Annotated in this window: 18 protein-coding genes; 2 read left to right on the forward strand and 16 right to left on the reverse strand. The window is 72.1% G+C overall.

Going from position 1 to position 17,003, the window contains the following annotated elements; all coding sequences use genetic code 11:
- Positions 1-175: 175 nt before the first annotated feature.
- The 6 genes from pstB to ET495_RS10820 all read right to left on the reverse strand — a co-directional run bounded on the left by pstB (position 176) and on the right by ET495_RS10820 (position 6,275).
- Complete coding sequence (gene pstB, locus ET495_RS10795; RefSeq protein WP_129204811.1) at positions 176-955, reverse strand: phosphate ABC transporter ATP-binding protein PstB; 780 nt, start codon at positions 953-955, stop codon at positions 176-178.
- Between the two features lie 24 nt (positions 956-979).
- The gene (gene pstA, locus ET495_RS10800) at positions 980-1,939 is read right to left on the reverse strand and encodes a phosphate ABC transporter permease PstA (protein ID WP_129204814.1); all 960 of its coding nucleotides are present in this window, start codon (positions 1,937-1,939) and stop codon (positions 980-982) included.
- On the reverse strand, positions 1,939-2,925 hold the full coding sequence (gene pstC / locus ET495_RS10805; RefSeq protein WP_129204815.1) for a phosphate ABC transporter permease subunit PstC: 987 nt from the start codon (positions 2,923-2,925) through the stop codon (positions 1,939-1,941). Before pstC ends, pstA begins: the two co-directional genes overlap by 1 nt.
- Before the next feature lie 39 nt (positions 2,926-2,964).
- Positions 2,965-4,107 carry a phosphate ABC transporter substrate-binding protein PstS gene (locus tag ET495_RS10810; protein ID WP_245993029.1) on the reverse strand — a complete coding sequence of 381 codons (1,143 nt, stop codon included), beginning with the start codon at positions 4,105-4,107 and terminating at the stop codon, positions 2,965-2,967.
- A 237-nt stretch (positions 4,108-4,344) separates the two neighbouring features.
- The gene (locus ET495_RS10815) at positions 4,345-5,067 is read right to left on the reverse strand and encodes a response regulator transcription factor (protein WP_129204817.1); all 723 of its coding nucleotides are present in this window, start codon (positions 5,065-5,067) and stop codon (positions 4,345-4,347) included.
- A complete protein-coding gene (locus ET495_RS10820) occupies positions 5,064-6,275 on the reverse strand; it encodes a sensor histidine kinase (protein ID WP_129204818.1) in 1,212 nt (403 codons plus the stop codon). Before ET495_RS10820 ends, ET495_RS10815 begins: the two co-directional genes overlap by 4 nt.
- Positions 6,276-6,464: 189 nt before the next feature.
- Between ET495_RS10820 and phoU the strand changes: the two genes are divergently transcribed.
- A complete protein-coding gene (gene phoU / locus ET495_RS10825; RefSeq protein ID WP_129204819.1) occupies positions 6,465-7,124 on the forward strand; it encodes a phosphate signaling complex protein PhoU in 660 nt (219 codons plus the stop codon).
- Between the two features lie 73 nt (positions 7,125-7,197).
- Here phoU and ET495_RS10830 read toward each other — a convergent pair whose 3' ends face one another.
- Positions 7,198-7,938: a phosphoglyceromutase gene (locus ET495_RS10830; RefSeq protein ID WP_129204820.1), complete on the reverse strand. Its 741-nt coding sequence runs from the start codon at positions 7,936-7,938 to the stop codon at positions 7,198-7,200.
- Positions 7,939-8,207: 269 nt separating this feature from the next.
- Between ET495_RS10830 and ET495_RS10835 the strand changes: the two genes are divergently transcribed.
- Positions 8,208-8,522, forward strand: a complete 315-nt coding sequence (locus ET495_RS10835; RefSeq protein WP_129204821.1) for a DUF1540 domain-containing protein — start codon at positions 8,208-8,210, stop codon at positions 8,520-8,522.
- Between the two features lie 58 nt (positions 8,523-8,580).
- On the opposite strand, the gene ET495_RS10840 is transcribed toward ET495_RS10835, so the two are convergent.
- The 9 genes from ET495_RS10840 to ET495_RS10880 all read right to left on the reverse strand — a co-directional run bounded on the left by ET495_RS10840 (position 8,581) and on the right by ET495_RS10880 (position 16,987).
- Entirely contained in the window at positions 8,581-9,015 is a 435-nt protein-coding gene (locus ET495_RS10840) for a nitroreductase family deazaflavin-dependent oxidoreductase (protein ID WP_129204822.1), read from the reverse strand.
- A 73-nt stretch (positions 9,016-9,088) separates the two neighbouring features.
- Positions 9,089-10,357 carry a D-inositol-3-phosphate glycosyltransferase gene (mshA, locus tag ET495_RS10845; protein WP_129204823.1) on the reverse strand — a complete coding sequence of 423 codons (1,269 nt, stop codon included), beginning with the start codon at positions 10,355-10,357 and terminating at the stop codon, positions 9,089-9,091.
- On the reverse strand, positions 10,354-11,436 hold the full coding sequence (locus ET495_RS10850) for a lactonase family protein (RefSeq protein WP_129204824.1): 1,083 nt from the start codon (positions 11,434-11,436) through the stop codon (positions 10,354-10,356). Before ET495_RS10850 ends, mshA begins: the two co-directional genes overlap by 4 nt.
- A 148-nt stretch (positions 11,437-11,584) precedes the next feature.
- Complete coding sequence (locus ET495_RS10855) at positions 11,585-11,920, reverse strand: histone-like nucleoid-structuring protein Lsr2 (protein ID WP_129204825.1); 336 nt, start codon at positions 11,918-11,920, stop codon at positions 11,585-11,587.
- Between the two features lie 127 nt (positions 11,921-12,047).
- Positions 12,048-12,236, reverse strand: coding sequence for a hypothetical protein (locus ET495_RS10860; RefSeq protein ID WP_129204826.1), 189 nt, complete (start codon positions 12,234-12,236; stop codon positions 12,048-12,050).
- Between the two features lie 10 nt (positions 12,237-12,246).
- Positions 12,247-13,719 (reverse strand): lysine--tRNA ligase, encoded by a 1,473-nt coding sequence (lysS, locus tag ET495_RS10865; RefSeq protein ID WP_129205991.1) that lies wholly within the window; start codon positions 13,717-13,719, stop codon positions 12,247-12,249.
- A 153-nt stretch (positions 13,720-13,872) separates the two neighbouring features.
- The gene (locus ET495_RS10870; RefSeq protein WP_129204827.1) at positions 13,873-14,802 is read right to left on the reverse strand and encodes a Rossmann-like and DUF2520 domain-containing protein; all 930 of its coding nucleotides are present in this window, start codon (positions 14,800-14,802) and stop codon (positions 13,873-13,875) included.
- Positions 14,799-16,499: a PH domain-containing protein gene (locus tag ET495_RS10875; protein WP_129204828.1), complete on the reverse strand. Its 1,701-nt coding sequence runs from the start codon at positions 16,497-16,499 to the stop codon at positions 14,799-14,801. The genes ET495_RS10870 and ET495_RS10875 overlap by 4 nt, the downstream gene beginning before the upstream one ends.
- Entirely contained in the window at positions 16,496-16,987 is a 492-nt protein-coding gene (locus ET495_RS10880) for a PH domain-containing protein (protein WP_129204829.1), read from the reverse strand. Before ET495_RS10880 ends, ET495_RS10875 begins: the two co-directional genes overlap by 4 nt.
- Positions 16,988-17,003 lie beyond the last annotated feature (16 nt).

Genomic DNA, 17,003 nt, shown 5'->3' on the forward strand with positions numbered 1-17,003 from the left:
GCGCCGACTGCGTGCCGACGTCGCTTCGGACGCTAGGCAGGCAAGGTGGCCCTGCGCCCGACAACGGGTTAACGGAGGATGAACAGGCGATCTCGAAGCAGGTGATGTGCGACACCTCGGGCGCGCGAACGCGCCACACTGGGCGGTCGCCCGCACCCGTGTGGGCCGCTCCAGGTCAGCCGAAGCGGCCGGAGACGTAGTCCTCGGTGGCCTTCTCCCGCGGGGTCGAGAAGATGGTCGCGGTCTCGTCCATCTCGATCAACCGACCCGGCTTGCCCGTCCCGGCGATGTTGAAGAACGCCGTCCGGTCACTCACCCGCGCCGCCTGCTGCATGTTGTGCGTCACGATCACGATCGTGTACCGCGACTTCAGCTCCTGGATCAGATCCTCGATCGCCAACGTCGAGATCGGGTCCAACGCCGAGCACGGCTCGTCCATCAACAACACCTGCGGCTTGACCGCGATCGCCCGCGCGATGCACAACCGCTGCTGCTGACCACCCGACAACCCCGACCCCGGCTTCTCCAACCGGTCCTTGACCTCGTTCCACAGGTTCGCACCCCGCAACGACGACTCCACCAACGCATCGGCATCCGACTTCGAGATCCGCTTGTTGTTCAGCTTCACCCCCGCCAGCACGTTGTCCCGGATCGACATCGTCGGGAACGGGTTCGGCCGCTGGAACACCATCCCCACATTCCGCCGCACCGCCACCGGATCCACGTCCGGCCCGTACAGGTCGACCCCCTCCAGCTCGACCTTCCCCTCCACCCGAGCACCAGGAATCACCTCGTGCATCCGGTTCAACGTCCGCAAGAACGTCGACTTACCACACCCCGACGGGCCGATGAACGCCGTCACCGACTTCGGCTCGACCACCATGGACACACCCTCCACGGCAAGAAAATCACCATAGAAGATGTTCAGATCCGTCACGTCGATGCGCTGGGACATAATGAACGCTCTCTCTCGCTTCTCTCAGCGCAGCTTCGGCGCGAACAAACGGGTCACCAAACGACCCACAAGATTCAGAATCACCACAAGGATCACCAACGTCAGAGCCGCCGCCCACGCCCGCAGGATGTTGACGTCGGGGATGCAGGTGAGATCACCCGGCGCGCACGGCACCAGGCCCACGCGGTACTGCGTGTAGATGAAGACCGGCAGAGTCATCATCCGGCCCTCGAACGGGTTGAAGTTGATCGAGTCGGCGAACCCCGCGGTGATGAGGATCGGGGCCGTCTCGCCGATGACGCGCGCGACGGCGAGCAGCACCCCCGTGGTGATCCCCGCGATCGAGGTCCGTAGCACCACCTTGACGATGGTCAGCCACTTCGGCACCCCGAGCGCGAGCGACGCCTCGCGCAGCTCGTTGGGCACCAGGCGCAGCATCTCCTCGCACGAGCGCACCACGACCGGGATCATCAGCACCGACACCGCCACGCTGGCCGCGATGCCCAGGCGCACGCCCGGGCCGAAGAACAGCGAGAACAGCGTGAAGCTGAACAGGCCGGCGACGATCGACGGGATGCCCGTCATGACGTCCACGAAGAACGTCAGCACGCGCGCGAGCGGCCCCTTGCCGTACTCCACGAGGTAGATCGCGGTGAACAGGCCGACGGGCACCGAGATGACCGTCGCGATGAGCGTGATCGTGACGGTGCCGACCATCGCGTGGTAGACGCCACCGGCGTCCATGCCGCCGAACACGCCCCGCATCGACACGGTCAGGAAGTAGGGCGAGAAGCGGGTGACGCCGCGCACCACGACGGTGTACAGCAGCCACACGAGCGGGACCATCGCGACGGCGAACGCGCCGTAGACCAGGCCCTTCATGACGCGGTTGACGCGCCGGCGCGCGGGGTCGACGGTGCTGAGCAGGTCGCGCACCTGATCCTGCGAGAGCGCGGCGCCGGCCGCGGCGTTCGTGGCGCTCATCAGTTCGCCCCCGAGAATTCCTTGCGGCGCGAGACGATCCAGCGCGCCGCCATGTTGACCAGCATCGTGATGACGAACAGCGCCAGACCCGATGCGATGAGGACGTTGACCCGCAGGCCTGCCGCCTCGGGGAACTGGCTCGCGATGAACGCGGCGATCGTCTGCTGCTGCCCGCCGTCGAAGATCTGGAACGAGACGAGGATGCCGGGCGACAGGATCATCAGCACGGCCATCGTCTCGCCGAGCGCGCGGCCCAGGCCCAGCATCGCGGCCGAGACGACGCCCGACCGGCCGAAGGGCAGCACCGCCGTCCGCACGACCTCCCACTCGGTCGCGCCCAGCGCGAGCGCCGCCTCCTCGTGCAGGCGCGGCGTCTGCTTGAAGACCTCGCGCGAGACGGCCGTGATGATCGGCAAGATCATCACGGCGAGCACGACGGACGCCGTCGCGACCGAGCGGCCCGTCGCGGTGGCGCGCACGTCCCAGAACGGCAGGAGGCTGAGCACCTCGGCCACCCGGTTCCACACGACGCGGATGATCGGGGCGAGCGTCATGCCGCCCCACAGGCCGTAGACGACCGACGGGATCGCGGCGAGCAGGTCGACCAGGTAGCCGACCGCCGACGCCACGCGCCGCGGCGCGTAGTGCGAGATGTACAGCGCGATGCCGACGGCGATGGGCGTCGCGATGACGAGCGCGAGCAGCGCCGCGAGCAGCGTGCCGAAGACGAGCGGCACGATGAGCTGCGTCAGGCTCGTCATGCCCTGCGGCAGCACGTTCTGCGCGACGAGCTCGTCGGAGCCCGCGGTCAGGGCCGGCATCGCCTGCTGCACGAGGAAGACGGCGACGGCGGCGAGGACGACGAGCAGGAGGACGCCCGAGCCCGTCGAGATCCAGCGGAACCCGCGGTCGAGTCCACGCTCGGTCCCGCGGCGGCGCCGGCGTGTGCCTCCCCTCGCGAGGGGAGGGCTGGCGGTGGTCGTCACAGTTCTCCTTGCACGGTGCGGATGGACCGGTCGAGGCGCTCAGCCGGCACGGTGGGTGATGGCCGCGAGGGACCCGCGGATGCCGTCGGCGAGGTCGGCGGAGATGGGTGCCGAGCCGGCGATCTGGGCCGCGATGCGCTGCCCGGCGTCCGACACGACGAATCCCATGAAGGAGCGGACGAACTGCGCGTCCGCCTCGGTCTCGTACTGGAGGCAGACGACGGCGTACGAGACGAGCAGCAGCGGGTAGGCCCCCGCGACGTCGGTCGCGCGGTCCAGGGCGATCGCCATGTCGTGCTCGTGCCGGCCGGCGAGCCGCGGGGAGGCGTCGACGGCGGCCGCCGCGCCCTCGGCCGAGAACCCGACCCACTGACCGCCGACGAGGACGGCGGCCGTGCCGAGGTCGCCCACGCGCGAGGCGTCCGCGTAGGTGATGGCGCCGACCGTCTGCTGGACGGCGTTGACGACGCCGGAGGTGCCCTGGGCGGAGTCGCCGCCGGTCAGCGGCCACACGCCCGACACGTCCCAGGTCCACACGTCGGGCGCGACGGCGGCGAGGTAGTCGACGAAGTTCGCCGTCGTCCCCGAGTCGTCCGAGCGGTGCACGGGCGTGACCGCCAGGTCGGGCAGGTCGACGCCGGGGTTGTCGGCGACGAGCGCGGGGTCGTCCCACCGCCGCAGGTCTCCCGTGAAGATGCGCGCCATCACCTCGGGCGACAGGTTGAGCGTCTCGATGCCCGGCAGGTTGAAGGCGACGGCGATGGGCGAGACGTAGATCGGCAGGTCGATGGCCCCGTCGGGGCCGCACACCGTGCGCGACTGCTCGATCTCGGCCGCCGAGAGAACGTTGTCGGACCCGGCGAAGACGGCGCCCCCCGCGAGGAACTGGCGCCGCCCACCGCCCGACCCGACGGGGTCGTAGTTGACCGTCGCGCCCGGGTGCATGCCCTGGAACTGGGCGCGCCAGGCGTCCATGGCCGCCTCGATCGAGGAGGCTCCCGCCCCGGCGAACGTGCCCGAGACGGCGGGCCCGTCCACGACGCCGACCTCACCCGCGGTCGCCCGCACGGCCGCGTTCGGCGACCGGCCGATCGGGTCGTCGGAGCCGCAGGCGGTGAGGGTCAGTGCGAGCGCGCCGGCCAGGACGGCGACGCCGGCACGGGAGATGCGGCTGGGCTTCACTGGTCGGTCCATCCCGTCGACGCGTGGTGCGCGCCGAGGACCCGGCGCCGGGCAGAACGTATGCAGCCAGGGAAACCCCTACTGGCGTCACGGTGAACAGTAGGTGAACACGAGGGCACGACTGAGGGGACGACGCACACGTGACCAGGGTGGACACATCACCCCTGGGGGCGCATGTCGACCGCGACCGACGGTCGCACCGCGCCTGCTCAGGCGACCCTGAGCGTCAGCCCCCGGTCACCCCTCGCCGTCGGCGAGCTTGTACCCCAGGCCGCGCACCGTCAGCAGGTAGCGCGGGTTTCCCGGATCGGGCTCGATCTTGGCGCGGATGCGCTTGACGTGGACGTCGAGCGTCTTGGTGTCGCCCACGTAGTCCGCGCCCCACACGCGGTCGATCAGCTGCCCGCGGGTCAGCACGCGCCCGGCGTTGCGCAGCAGCAGCTCGAGCAGGTCGAACTCCTTGAGCGGCAGCGCGACACGCGTGCCGTCGACCGTCACCGTGTGCCGGTCGACGTCCATGCGCACCGGCCCGACGTCGAGCACGCCGTCGTCGTCGGCGTCGTCGAGCAGCGCGTGCCCGCCGGGCTCGGCCGGCACCGGGGAGCGGCGGCGCATGACCGCGCGCATGCGGGCCAGCAGCTCGCGGAACGAGTACGGCTTGGTCATGTAGTCGTCGGCCCCGATCTCCAGGCCCACGACCTTGTCGATCTCGCTGTCCTTGGCCGTGAGCATGATGACGGGCACGTCCGAGCGCAGGCGCAGCCGGCGGCACACCTCGGTGCCCGACAGCCCGGGCAGCATGAGGTCGAGCAGCACCATGTCGGCGCCCTCGGCGTCGAACCGTTCGAGCGCCTCGGTGCCGCTCGCCGCCTCGACCACGTCGAAGCCCTCACGGGTGAGCTGGTAGGTCAGCGGGTCGCGGTAGGACTCCTCGTCCTCGACCACGAGGATGCGCGTCACGCATCCACCTCCTTGGGTGTCGTCTGCGAGGTCGCAGATGGCTGGTCCGGGTCCACCGTGACCGGGTGGGCTGCCGGGACGTCCGCCGCGGGGATGCGCAGCGTGAAGGTCGAGCCTTTGCCGGGTTCCGACCACATCTGCACGTCGCCGCCGTGGTCGGCCGCGACGTGCTTGACGATGGACAGTCCCAGCCCCGTGCCGCCCGTGTCGCGCGAGCGCGCCGGGTCCACACGGTAGAACCGCTCGAACACGCGGTCCTGCTCGTCCTGCGCGATGCCGACGCCCTGGTCGACGACGGCGATCTCGACGAGCCCGTCGCGCTCCGAGACGCCCACGCCCACGCGCGTGTTCGGGCCCGAGTAGGACACCGCGTTGTCGAGCAGGTTGCGCACCGCCGTCACGAGCAGGTTGTGGTCACCGTAGACGAGCGCGTCCTTGCCACCGCCGACGGTGATGACGATGTTCTTGCCCTGCGCCGTCGTCCGCGCGCGGTCGACGGCCTCGTCGACGACGTCGGACACGTCGACCGTGCGGACGTCGGACAGCGCCCCCGACGCCTGGAGGCGCGAGAGCTCGATGATCTCGTGGACCAGCGCCGACAGGCGCTGTGCCTCGCGCTGCATGCGCTCGGTGAAGCGGCGCACCGCGACGGGGTCGTCCGCGGCGTCGGCCACGGTCTCCGCGAGCAGCGCGATCGCTCCGACGGGGGTCTTGAGCTCGTGCGACACGTTGACGACGAAGTCGCGGCGGATCGCCTCGACCCGGCGTGCCTCGGTGCGGTCGTCGGCGAGCACCAGCATGCGGTCGACGCCGAGCGGAGCCACCCGCACCTGGAGCAGGACCATCCCGGACCCGATGGGCCCGCGCTGCAGCTCGAGCTCGTGCTCGCGGATCACGCCGTCGCGGCGCACCTGAGCGACCAGGTCGCGCACCGCCGGGTGGACCAGGGCGTCGTTGCGGACGATGCCCAGCGCATACGCGGGCGGCGAGGCGCGCAGCACGTCGTCGTCCGCGTCGAGCACGACGGCAGCCGAGCGCAGCACCGACAGGACGCGCACCAGACCGTCGTCGAGGTCTGGCTCGCGCCCCTCGGGGACCCGGCGCTGCTCCCGGTCGGAGAGGTAGAAGGCGATCGTGGCCACGACGCCCACGATCAGGCCCAGGAGCCCCGCGAGGACCGCCGGCAGCCCGGGGATGGTTCCGTCCACGACATCAGCGTATGCGGGTGCACCGTACGAACAGCGCCGAACGGGCGTTCCGACGGGAGGACGTCAATCGCCGTTCACCGACACGGCGCCTAGTGTTTACCGAAAGGCCCCTGAGGCCGTGAGACGGTGGACTCAGCGCCCCTGCGTCCGTGACGCACCGGGATCGGGCGCACGTGGGAGAGGAATCAGATGCGAGAGATCTTCGATGCCGAGCTGCGGCAGATCGGCGACGACCTGGTCCAGATGAGCAAGCTGGTCGAGTCCGCCGTGACGCGCGCCGGCAAGGCGCTGCTCGAGGCAGACCTTCAGGTCGCCCAGGAGGTCATCGCGGCCGACCACGAGATCGACGCGCGCCAGCGTGAGCTCGACGAGCGCTGCGTGCACCTGCTCGCACAGCAGGCGCCCGTCGCGACCGACCTGCGCATCGTCGTCAGCGCGCTGCGCATGAGCGCCACGCTCGAGCGCATGGGCGACCTCGCCCGGCACGTCGCCGAGGTCGCGCGCGGGCGCTACCCGGCGCACGCCATCCGGCATACGGCCGAACCGACGTTCGCCTCGATGGCGGCGGCCGCGAGCGAGGTCGCCCGCGAGGTCACCACGCTGCTGGGCACGCGCGACCTCGGCCTCGCGAACGAGATCGAGAAGAACGACGACGTGCTCGACCTCCTGCACCAGCAGACGTTCGCGACGCTGCTGGCCCCCGAGTGGGACGGCACCACGCAGGAGGCCGTCGACATCACGCTCGTGGGGCGCTACCTGGAGCGTTTCGGCGACCACGCGACGTCGATCGCCCGCCGCATCGTGTTCCTCGTGACCGGCGACGTCGACGAGGGCGCGACGCACGCCTGACGACGGCCGCACGGACGACGACGGCGCCGCACCCCGAGGGGTGCGGCGCCGTCGTCACGTCAGGCGGGCCGGGTCACTTGCCCTGGTTGGCCACCGCGGCGATGGCGGCCTTGGCCGCCTCCGGGTCGAGGTAGGTGCCGCCCGGGTTGGTGGGCTTGAGCGTCTGCTCGTCGAGCTCGTAGAGCAGCGGGATGCCCGTGGGGACGTTCAGGCCCGCGATCGTCGCGTCGTCGACGTCGTCGAGGTGCTTGATGATTGCGCGCAGCGAGTTGCCGTGCGCGGCGACGAGCACCGTCTTGCCGGCCTGGAGGTCGGGGACGATCTCGCCCTCCCAGTACGGCAGCGCGCGCACGAGCACCTGCTTGAGCGCCTCGGCGCGCGGGATCGGCTCGCCGGCGTAGCGGACGTCCGCGTCCTGCGACCACTCGGAGCCGAGCTCGATGTCCGGCGGCGGGACGTCGTAGGAGCGGCGCCAGAGCATGAACTGCTCCTCGCCGTACTCGTCACGGATCTGCTTCTTGTCCTTGCCCTGGAGGGCGCCGTAGTGGCGCTCGTTGAGGCGCCACGAACGCTTGACGGGGATCCAGTGGCGGTCGGCGGTGTCGAGCGCCAGGTTCGCGGTCATGATGGCGCGGCGCAGCAGCGAGGTGTGGACGACGTCGGGCGAGACACCCGCATCCTTGAGGAGCTCGCCGCCGCGGGCGGCCTCCCCACGGCCCTTCTCGGACAGGGCCACGTCAACCCAGCCGGTGAAGAGGTTCTTGGCGTTCCACTCGCTCTCGCCATGGCGGAGCAGCACGAGGGTGTAGGTCATGGCCCCTATCTTGCCCCCTCATGGCCTGACCACGCGCGCGTTGTCGCCCCGAGCGCCTCCCGCTCCGCGCGCCCCGCAGCACACGCGGCGAGGCGATTATCGCAATGACATTCTTTCGTTAATCGACAATGGTCGGATCGAGACACGACAAGACAATTCATCGCGCGATAGACCAGTTTTCGCACTACCGTGGTCAGCGTCCGCCACGCGCTCCGGACGGAGCCGGAGCCCCCACCCGAGGTGAGCGGACCGAGGGAGAGGACGAGCGCATGAGCACGCTGCAAGAACTTCCCGAGGTGACCGAGTGCACCGTCGACGGCTGCGGATACAACCATGACCATGGCTGCCACGCCGGAGCCGTGACGATCGCAGGCACGTCCGGCGACGCCTCGTGCGCGACGTTCATCCCGCTGGACACCAAGGGCGGCCTCGAGAAGGTCATGGCCCACGTCGGCGCATGCCAGCGCACGGACTGCCGGTTCAACGCCGGGCTTGAGTGCTCGGCACCCCACATCCGCGTCGGCGCGGGGCAGCGCTCCGCGAGCCCGGCCCACCCGGACTGCCTGACGTTCGAGGCGCGCTGACCCCACGCCACACCGACGGCCGCGCGGTACAGCGCGGCCGTCGGTGCGTTCGAGCGCGTCAGGCGCGCTCGAGCACGAAGACCGGGATCACCCGGTCGGTGCGCTCCGCGTACTCGGCATAGGGCGGCCAGGTGGCGACCGCGCGCGCCCACCACGCCTCGCGTTCGGCCCCGTGGACCTCGCGCGCGACGTAGTCGTGCTTGCCGTCGACGTCCTGCAGCTCGACGTGCGGGTTCGCGACGATGTTGTGGTACCAGACCGGGTGCTGGGGTGCGCCACCCATCGACGCCACGACGGCGTAGGCGCCGTCGTGCTCGACGCGCATGAGCGGGATCTTGCGCACCGCGCCGGTACGCGCGCCGATCGTCGTCAGGATGATGACCGGACGGCCGTTCAGGGTGTTGCCCTGCGCGCCACCGGTGCTCTCGAAGAGCTCGACCTGGTCACGCGACCGTGCGCGCGGGCTGGGGATGTACTCGCCGGAGAGAGGCATGCCGCCATCATGCACCCGCCGTGCGACAGCTCGTGCCCGCGTGCCGCGACCCGCGCGGGGCGCCGGAGCGTGGTCAGGCCGAACGGTCGGGGGCGCGCGCCTTGCGGGCCTGGGCGTAGACGTCCAGGACCGCCGACGCCGTCGCGTCCCAGCCGAAACGGCTCGACGCCGCACGCGCGCCCGCCGCGAGGCGTGCGCGCCGCGGATGGTCGGCGAGCAGCGCACCGAGCGCCTCCGCCCAGGCCGCCGGGTCGTGGCCCTCGACCAGCACGCCCGTGACGTCGTCGATCACCACCGTGCGCAGCCCGCCGACGGCCGCCGCGACCACCGGCGTGCCGCACGCCTGCGCCTCGGCGGCCACCAGCCCGAACGACTCGTTGTGCGACGGCACGGCCACGACGTCGGCCGCGCGGTACCAGTCGGCGAGCCGTGCGCGCGGCACCGGAGGGTGGACGATCACACGGTCGCGCACACCGCACTGGTGGGCGAGCGCCTCCAGCTCGCGCACCGCCGTCGGGCGTCCGCTCGCACCACCCAGGACGACGAGCCGCACCGCGGGATCGAGACGGGCGAGCGCCTGAACCAGCACGTCGGGGCCCTTGAGGAGCTGGACGCGACCCGCGAACAGCGCGACCGGGACGTCGGCCGGCAGGGCGAGCCGCGCCCGCAGCGCGCGCCGCGCCGCGCCGTCCGCGCTGGTCGGCGGCGTGAAGACGTCGAGATCGACGCCGGGAGCGACCACGTAGACCTTGCCCGGATCGGCGCCGTACTCACGCACGAGGTCGTCGGCCTCCGCGCGGGTGCTCGCCACGAGCGCGTCGGCCACCTCGACCACCTGCTCCTCGCCGATGACGCGCCCGGGAGGCTCCGGCGCGTCGCCCGGTGCCAGCGCCGCGTTCTTGACGCGAGCCATCGTGTGCATGGTGTGCACCAGCGGCACGTCCCAGCGGTCGGCGGCCAGCCAGCCCGCCTGCCCCGAGAGCCAGTAGTGGGTGTGGACGACGTCGTACCAGCCCGCGGGCCGGTGCGCCTCCGCGCGCAGCACCCCGGCGGTGAACGCGCAGAGCTGGCCGGGCAGGTCGTTCTTGTCGAGGCCCTCGAACGGCCCCGCGGGCACGTGGACGACGCGCACGCCGGGCTGCACCTCCACCACGGCCGGCTGCGCCGAGCTGGTCGCGCGCGTGAAGATCTCGACCTCCGCGCCGCGCCGGGCCAGCGCACGTGCCAGGTCCAGCACGTACACGTTCATGCCGCCCGCGTCCCCCGTGCCCGGCTGGTCGAGCGGGCTCGTGTGGACGGAGAGCATGGCCACGCGCGGGGTGCGGGCGCCGTCGGCGGTCATGACGCCTCGAGGACGCACGCGGGCGGCGTCGGCAATGGCAGCGAGTCGACGACGGCGCCCTCACCCGTCCGCGGGTCGAGCAGGACGGCGGCCAGGTCACCCGCGCCCTGGCGCGCGACGACGACGAGCAGGCGACCGTCCTGCGCGAGGCCCAGAACCGCATGGTGACGCGGCATGGCGCCCGCGCCGAGCGCGACCTCGGCGACGAGCGACGGGACGTCGCCCGGCGCGACGCGGTGCACCGCCAGCACGTCCGTTCCGCGGACGCCGACCGTGAGCAGGTCACCGGTCAGGGCGACGTGCGACGGGACCGCGCGGCCCCCCGCACGGCCACCGCCGGCGCCGGGAGCGGCATCCGTGGCCGGGACAGCACTGACGGGCCGCCAGGCGGTGGGCGCGGCGTCGGGGGCGAGCACGTGCAGGCGGGCGTCGAGCTCGCCCGCCACGACGAGCGCTCCGCCGGGAAGGACCACCAGGTGACGAGGGCCCGTGCCGGGAAGAAGGACGGCGGCCGTCACCGCCGCAGCGCCCGGGCCGGGCCGGGCCGGGTACCGGCGCACGACGTCCGCACCGAGGTCGACGACGAGCACGTCGTCACCGCTGGGCGCGACGAAGTGCGCGTGCGGGCCGTCCTGGCGCTCCGCGTCCGGACCGCGGCCGCCACCCTCGAAACGCTCGACGTGCGCGGCCGCGAACGCCCCGCTCGCCGGGTCGAGCGGCACGCTCGCGGCGACGCCGTCGCCGTAGTTCGCGATCCACAGCACGTCCGGCAGCGCGAGCAGGTGGCACGGCAGCCCACCGCCCGACGCGAGCACCGCCGGAGCGCCGAGCGCGCCGTCGTCGGACACCGGGAAGGCGCGGACGGAGCCCGGCACGTCCTCACCGACGGCATAGAGCGTCCGGCCCGTGGGGTGCACGGCGAGGAACGACGGCGCGGGCGAGGTCGCGGCGAGGGTGGCCTCACCGAAGCGGCCGTCGGCCCCGATGCCGACACGCCAGATCCCCTCGCCCGAGCCCGCCGGCGCGGCCGGCGCCTGATAGGTGCCGATCCACAGCAGGCGTGGCACGGGGGCGGTCATGATGGCAAGCGTAGGCCGCGAGCGCGGCCGCGTTCGGCGCGTGACCGCCACCAGTCGAGCGTCGTCACGAAGACGCGCGAACGGCGGCGACCCGGGCTCGGGTCACCGCCGTTCGCGGAGTCAGTGTCGTGAAGTCAGTGCGACGAGGTCAGTGAGCCGCCTCGAACGCCTTCACGACCTCGGTCGAGATCCGACCGCGGTCAGAGACCTTGAAGCCGTTCTCCCGCGCCCATTCGCGGATCTTTGCGAGTTGTGCGCGATCCGCAGAAGTGCGTCGCGCGCCGCTTCGCGTACTCGTGACGGCACGGCCGCCCGACTTGCGCGCGTGGCCGATCCAGGGCGCCAGCGCCTCACGCAGTTCGGAAGCATGCGCAGAGGTGAGGTCGATCTCGAACGAGACGCCGTCGAGCGCGAAAGTGACGGTTTCGTCAGCCTCCGCGCCGCTGATGTCGTCAAACAGCACGACCTGGGTCTTCTGAACCACAGGGGACCGCCTTTCTCGGAGGAAGTTCCAACGACCCCGAGCATGACTGAAACGTATTCGTATGTCAACAACACGCCAGGAAGACTGGCACTCATTCTCCCCTGGAGCGCCCGCGCTCCCGGAGGAATCACGACCGCCCGCTGGCCCGGCCCTCGCGTTCGGCGATAAACCGAGCGGCGTCCTCGGCGTCGAGGCGGGCAAGCGCCTCGCGCTCATTGCGGTCTGCTCGCACGATCTTGCGCATCGCAAACCAGAAGATCAGCCCGACGCCGACAGACGGTGCGACACCTGCGGCGATAGCCCAGAACGTAGTCACCGGAGCCTCCTCACACCTGCGGCTTCACGAGCGGGAAGAGAATCGTCTCACGGATACCCAGCCCGGTCAGGGCCATGAGGAGCCGGTCGATTCCCATCCCCATTCCACCGGTCGGCGGCATCGCGTACTCCATGGCGACCAGGAAGTCCTCGTCGATCTTCATGGCCTCGTCGTCGCCCGCCGCGGCAAGAAGAGCCTGCGCTTCGAACCGCTGGCGCTGGATCACAGGGTCTACGAGTTCCGAATAGCCCGTCGCCAGCTCGAAGCCGCGCACGTACAGGTCCCATTTCTCCACCTGGCCCGGAATGCGGCGATGCGCCCGAACCAGCGGGCTTGTCTCGACCGGGAAGTCGCGCACGAAGGTCGGGGCGGTGAGATGATCGCCCACCCGGTGCTCCCAAAGCGCCTCGACGAGCTTTCCGTGGTTGACCGCCTTGCGCTCGACGTCGATGTCAAGCTTGTTGGCGATACCGATCAGCGCTTCGACCGACGTCTGGGGAGTGATCTCCTCCCCCAGCGACTCGGACAACGACCCGTACATCGGCAGCTTCGCCCATTCGCCGCCCAAGTCGTACTCCGTGCCGTCGGGCAGCGCCACCACGGTCGTCCCGAGCACGTCGTGCGCCGCCGTCTGCACCAGATCCTGGGTCAGCGCGCCGATCGAGTCGTAATCACCGTAGGCCTCGTACGCCTCCAGCATCGCGAACTCGGGCGAGTGCGTGGAATCCGCTCCCTCGTTGCGGAAGTTGCGGTTGATCTCGAACACGCGCTCGACCCCGCCGACCACCGCCCGCTTGAGGAACAGCTCGGGCGCGATCCGCATGAACAGCTCGATGTCGTACGCGTTCATGTGCGTGGTGAACGGCCGTGCCGCCGCACCCGACGCGACCGTCTGCAGCATCGGCGTCTCGACCTCGACGAACTCGCGCCGGTGGAAGTTGTCGCGCAGCGAGCGGACCATCGCCGCACGCAACCGCACCATGTCACGAGCCGCCGGACGGGCGATCAGGTCGACGTACCGCTGCCGGACGCGAGACTCCTCCGAGAGGTCCTTGTGCAGCACGGGCAGCGGCCGCAGCGACTTGGCCGCCAGCCGCCACTCGTCGGCGAAGACGCTCAGCTCGCCGCGGCGCGACGACCCGATCCGGCCGTGCACGAACAGGTGGTCGCCCAGGTCGACGTCGGACTTGAACGCCGCGAGCGACTCCTCACCCACGACGGCCTGGCTCAGCATCGCCTGGAGGCGGTGACCGGCACCGTCCTGCAACGTCACGAAGCACAGCTTGCCGGTGTTCCTCAGGAAGACCACGCGGCCGGCGACGCCCGCGACGTCGTCGGTCTCCTGCCCCGCCTCGAGGTGGCCGTACGCCTGGCGCACCGCGGCGACCGTCCGGGTGACGGGCACCGCGACCGGGTACGGTTCAAGCCCCTGAGCCAGCAGGCGCTCCCGCTTCTCGCGCCGGACGCGCAACTGCTCGGGCAGGTCGTCGCCATGCCCCGGCTCAGCGTCGACGGGGAGGTTCGCGGCAGAGCCGTCCGCGGCAGAGGCGTGCGCAGCAGGGTTCGCGGGGTGGTCACCCCCAGATTCTACCGAGGTGAACCTGGGCGCCCACCGAGGAGCGCGAGGCAAGCACAGCTACCCGGCGTCGAGCGCGTCCAGCAACGCGCGTGCCGTCTGCGCGTCGATCCTGCGCGCGGCCAGCGCACGCCGCACCGACGCGCGCGTCAGGTCGGCATACGACGACGGGACGTCCGTCGCGCCAGAGTCTGCGGCCAGCGCCGCCAGCGCGTCGGCGTGCGCGCGCACCGCCGCGTCGTCCCCGCTCGCGACGGCGCCGCCGAGCGCGGCGATCGCTCCGGGGCCGACGCCCTCCTCGCGCGTGTCGGCGGCGCGTGCCGCGCCGTCGAGGACCGCGCCCAGCAGCGGGTGGAGCAGACGTCCCGGGTGCTCGACGCCCGCGGCCTCGAGCGCCTGGGCGGCCTGGGCGACGAGCACCACGAGATGGTTCGCACCGTGCTCGAGCGCCGCGTGGTACAGCGGTCGCGCCGCCTCGTCGACGACGACGGGCTCGCCACCCACCTCGACGACCAGCGCCTGACCGATGGGCAGCACCGCAGCGGGGGCCGTCACGGCGAACGACGTCCCGACGAGCCGCGCGAGGTCGAGCGAGGTGCCCGTGAAGCTCATCGCCGGGTGGATCGCGAGCGGGATCGCACCCGCACGGAACGCGGGAGCGAGCACGTCGGTGCCGTGACGGCCCGAGGTGTGGACGACGAGCTGTCCCGGCTGCCAGCCTCCGACCCGCGCCACACCCTGCACGAGCTGGGCGAGCGCGTCGTCCGGCACCGTCAGCAGCACCAGCTCGGCACGCTCGACGATCTCGCCGATCTCCAGCACCGGCACGCCCGGCAGCATCGCCGCCGCGCGCTCCCGCGACGCGTCGCTGATCGCGCTCACCCCGACGACGGCGTGACCGGCGCCACGCAGGGCGTTGCCGAGCACGGCACCGACCCGGCCCGCGCCGACGACGCCGACACCGAGCCGGCCCGGTCGACGCTCGCTCACGGACCCGGGTCCGGGTCCGGCGCGGAGGCAGGGTCGGGGCGCTCGGACGGCGGTGCCGGGACCCGGCCGGACCGCGAACCCTCTGCCGCGACGACGACCGGCGACGCAGACGTCGGTACCAGCCCGGGCCGCGCCTCCGGACGCTCCATCCAGCGTTCGGGCCCCGCGACCGCACGCGCCGACCGGGCACGCGCCGTCTGCTCGCCGAGCAGGCGCGCGGCGTCGGCGGCGTCGAGGTGCGGCACCGAAGGCGCAACCGAACCGGGGGTCGAGTGGACGGTGAAGGTCGCCACGCGCAGGCGGCGCTGGAGCGGCCCCTGCTGGACCGCGAGCGACTGCGTGCGCTCGTGCGGGACGACGTCGAGGCGGCGAACGAGTCGGCCCCGGCGCAGCAGCAGCGCCCGATCGGTGACGGTGAAGGCGTCACGGCGCCAGGAGATCGGGTCGACCCACCGCGCGCGGCGCGGCGCGTTGGTGAAGCGCGCCGGAGCATCCCCGACGGGCCGTGCGCCGCCGTCGGGAGCGACCTTGCCCGTCAGGCCCTCGTCGAGCAGGGCGAGCGGATCGGGGGCGCCCAGGTCGGGCAGCACGAGCCACAGCGCGGTGAGCGCCTCCTCGCGCGTGCCGACCGGCAGCAGGATGCTCTGCGACTGGTTGGTGCCGGTCTGGGTGTACCCCGCGACGTTGACGGTCACGCGCCACCAGTCGGGGCCTCGCCACAGCGGACCCTGGGCCAGGGACACGGCCTGGACGCGGCCGGGCGGGATGGTCTGCGCGCGAGTCTCGAGCAGGCCGTGGCGCAGGCGGATGCCGTCGGGCGACAAGGCCGCGCGGAAGCCGAACTCGCCGGAGAACCTGTTGAAGACGTAGCCGCCGCCGCCCAGGACCATGGGCGCAGCGGACGCGAGAATCGAGAGCTCGCGCGTCACGACGACCGCGACGACGATGCCGACGAGCCCGAGCACAAGGACCCAGATCCCGGGCGACCGCACGAGCGACGCGACGAGACGCCCGGGCGGCACGGCGTACATCTCCTCCTCGGGCGCCTCCGTGGCCGGGCCGTCGTCGCCACGCCCGGCTCCGCTGTCGCGGACCTCGGCCGGGCCGTCGGCCGGGACCGGCTCCGCGGCCCCGGAGACGTCCACCGGCCCGTGCACGGGCGCGGCCGGGGTGGCGGCGTGCGGAGCGCGCACGCCTGCGGCGCGGGCAAGCAGGTCCGCGCGCAGCGCGCGCGCGTCGGCCTCGCGCAGGAACCCGATCGCGATGGCCGAGCCGCTGCCCCCGGCCACCTCCAGCGTCAGCTCCGCCAGCCCGAACAGACGGGCGAGCACCGGCTGGCGGATGTCCACGGCCTGGAGGCGGTCGAGCCGGGCGTGCCGCTGCTGCCGGAAGACCACGCCCTTGCGCAGGTGGACGTCGTCGTCGTCGACCGCGTAGGCCGTCATGCGCCACGCGCACGCCGCGTACCCGAACGCGACCGCCGCCACCACGACGATGGCGAGCACGAGCTTCCACCAGATCCCGCCGACGGCCCCGGCGATCTCGGACGCCTGGCCGATCTGCTCCACGGCCCGCTGCCCGACGAGAGCCAGCACGACGGCGACCACGGTCCAGCCACGCACCAGCGGGGTGACCGGGTGAAGCCGGCGCCACTCAAGACCGTCGGCACCGGCGTCCGGGTTTCGAGGACGGCTCACAGGCCTGCCAGCCTCGCCTCGCCGCGTGCCGACAGGCGGTCGCGCAGACGCTCCGCCTCCTCGGGCGGCAGGCCCGGGATCGTCGCGTCGGTCGCGGCGGCCGCCGTGTGGAGCTGCACCTCGGCGATGCCGAGCTTGCGGTCGAGCGGCCCCGCCTGCACGTCGACGTACTGCATGCGCCCATAGGGCACCACGACGAGCGAGCGGAACAGGATGCCCTTGCGCACCAGCAGGTCGTCGTCGCGCTCGGCGTACCCGATCGCGCGCACCTGCCGCGGGATCAGCAGTGCCCGCCAGGCGAACAACGCCGCCGGCACAGCCGCGAGGAGGAACCACCAGGGGGACAGGACGGCGCCGAGCACCACGCCGACGACGACCGGCACGCCCGCCGTGATGCCGGACGTGATGAACCGGGACGTGACCAGGCGAGGCGAGACGTGGTGGAACGTGACACCCGGAGGGTCGAACAACGTTGCCTGATCGCTCATGCTCCCCATCCTGCCC

Origin of the sequence: Xylanimonas allomyrinae (assembly GCF_004135345.1) — a bacterium.
GTDB classification, from domain to species: domain Bacteria; phylum Actinomycetota; class Actinomycetes; order Actinomycetales; family Cellulomonadaceae; genus Xylanimonas; species Xylanimonas allomyrinae.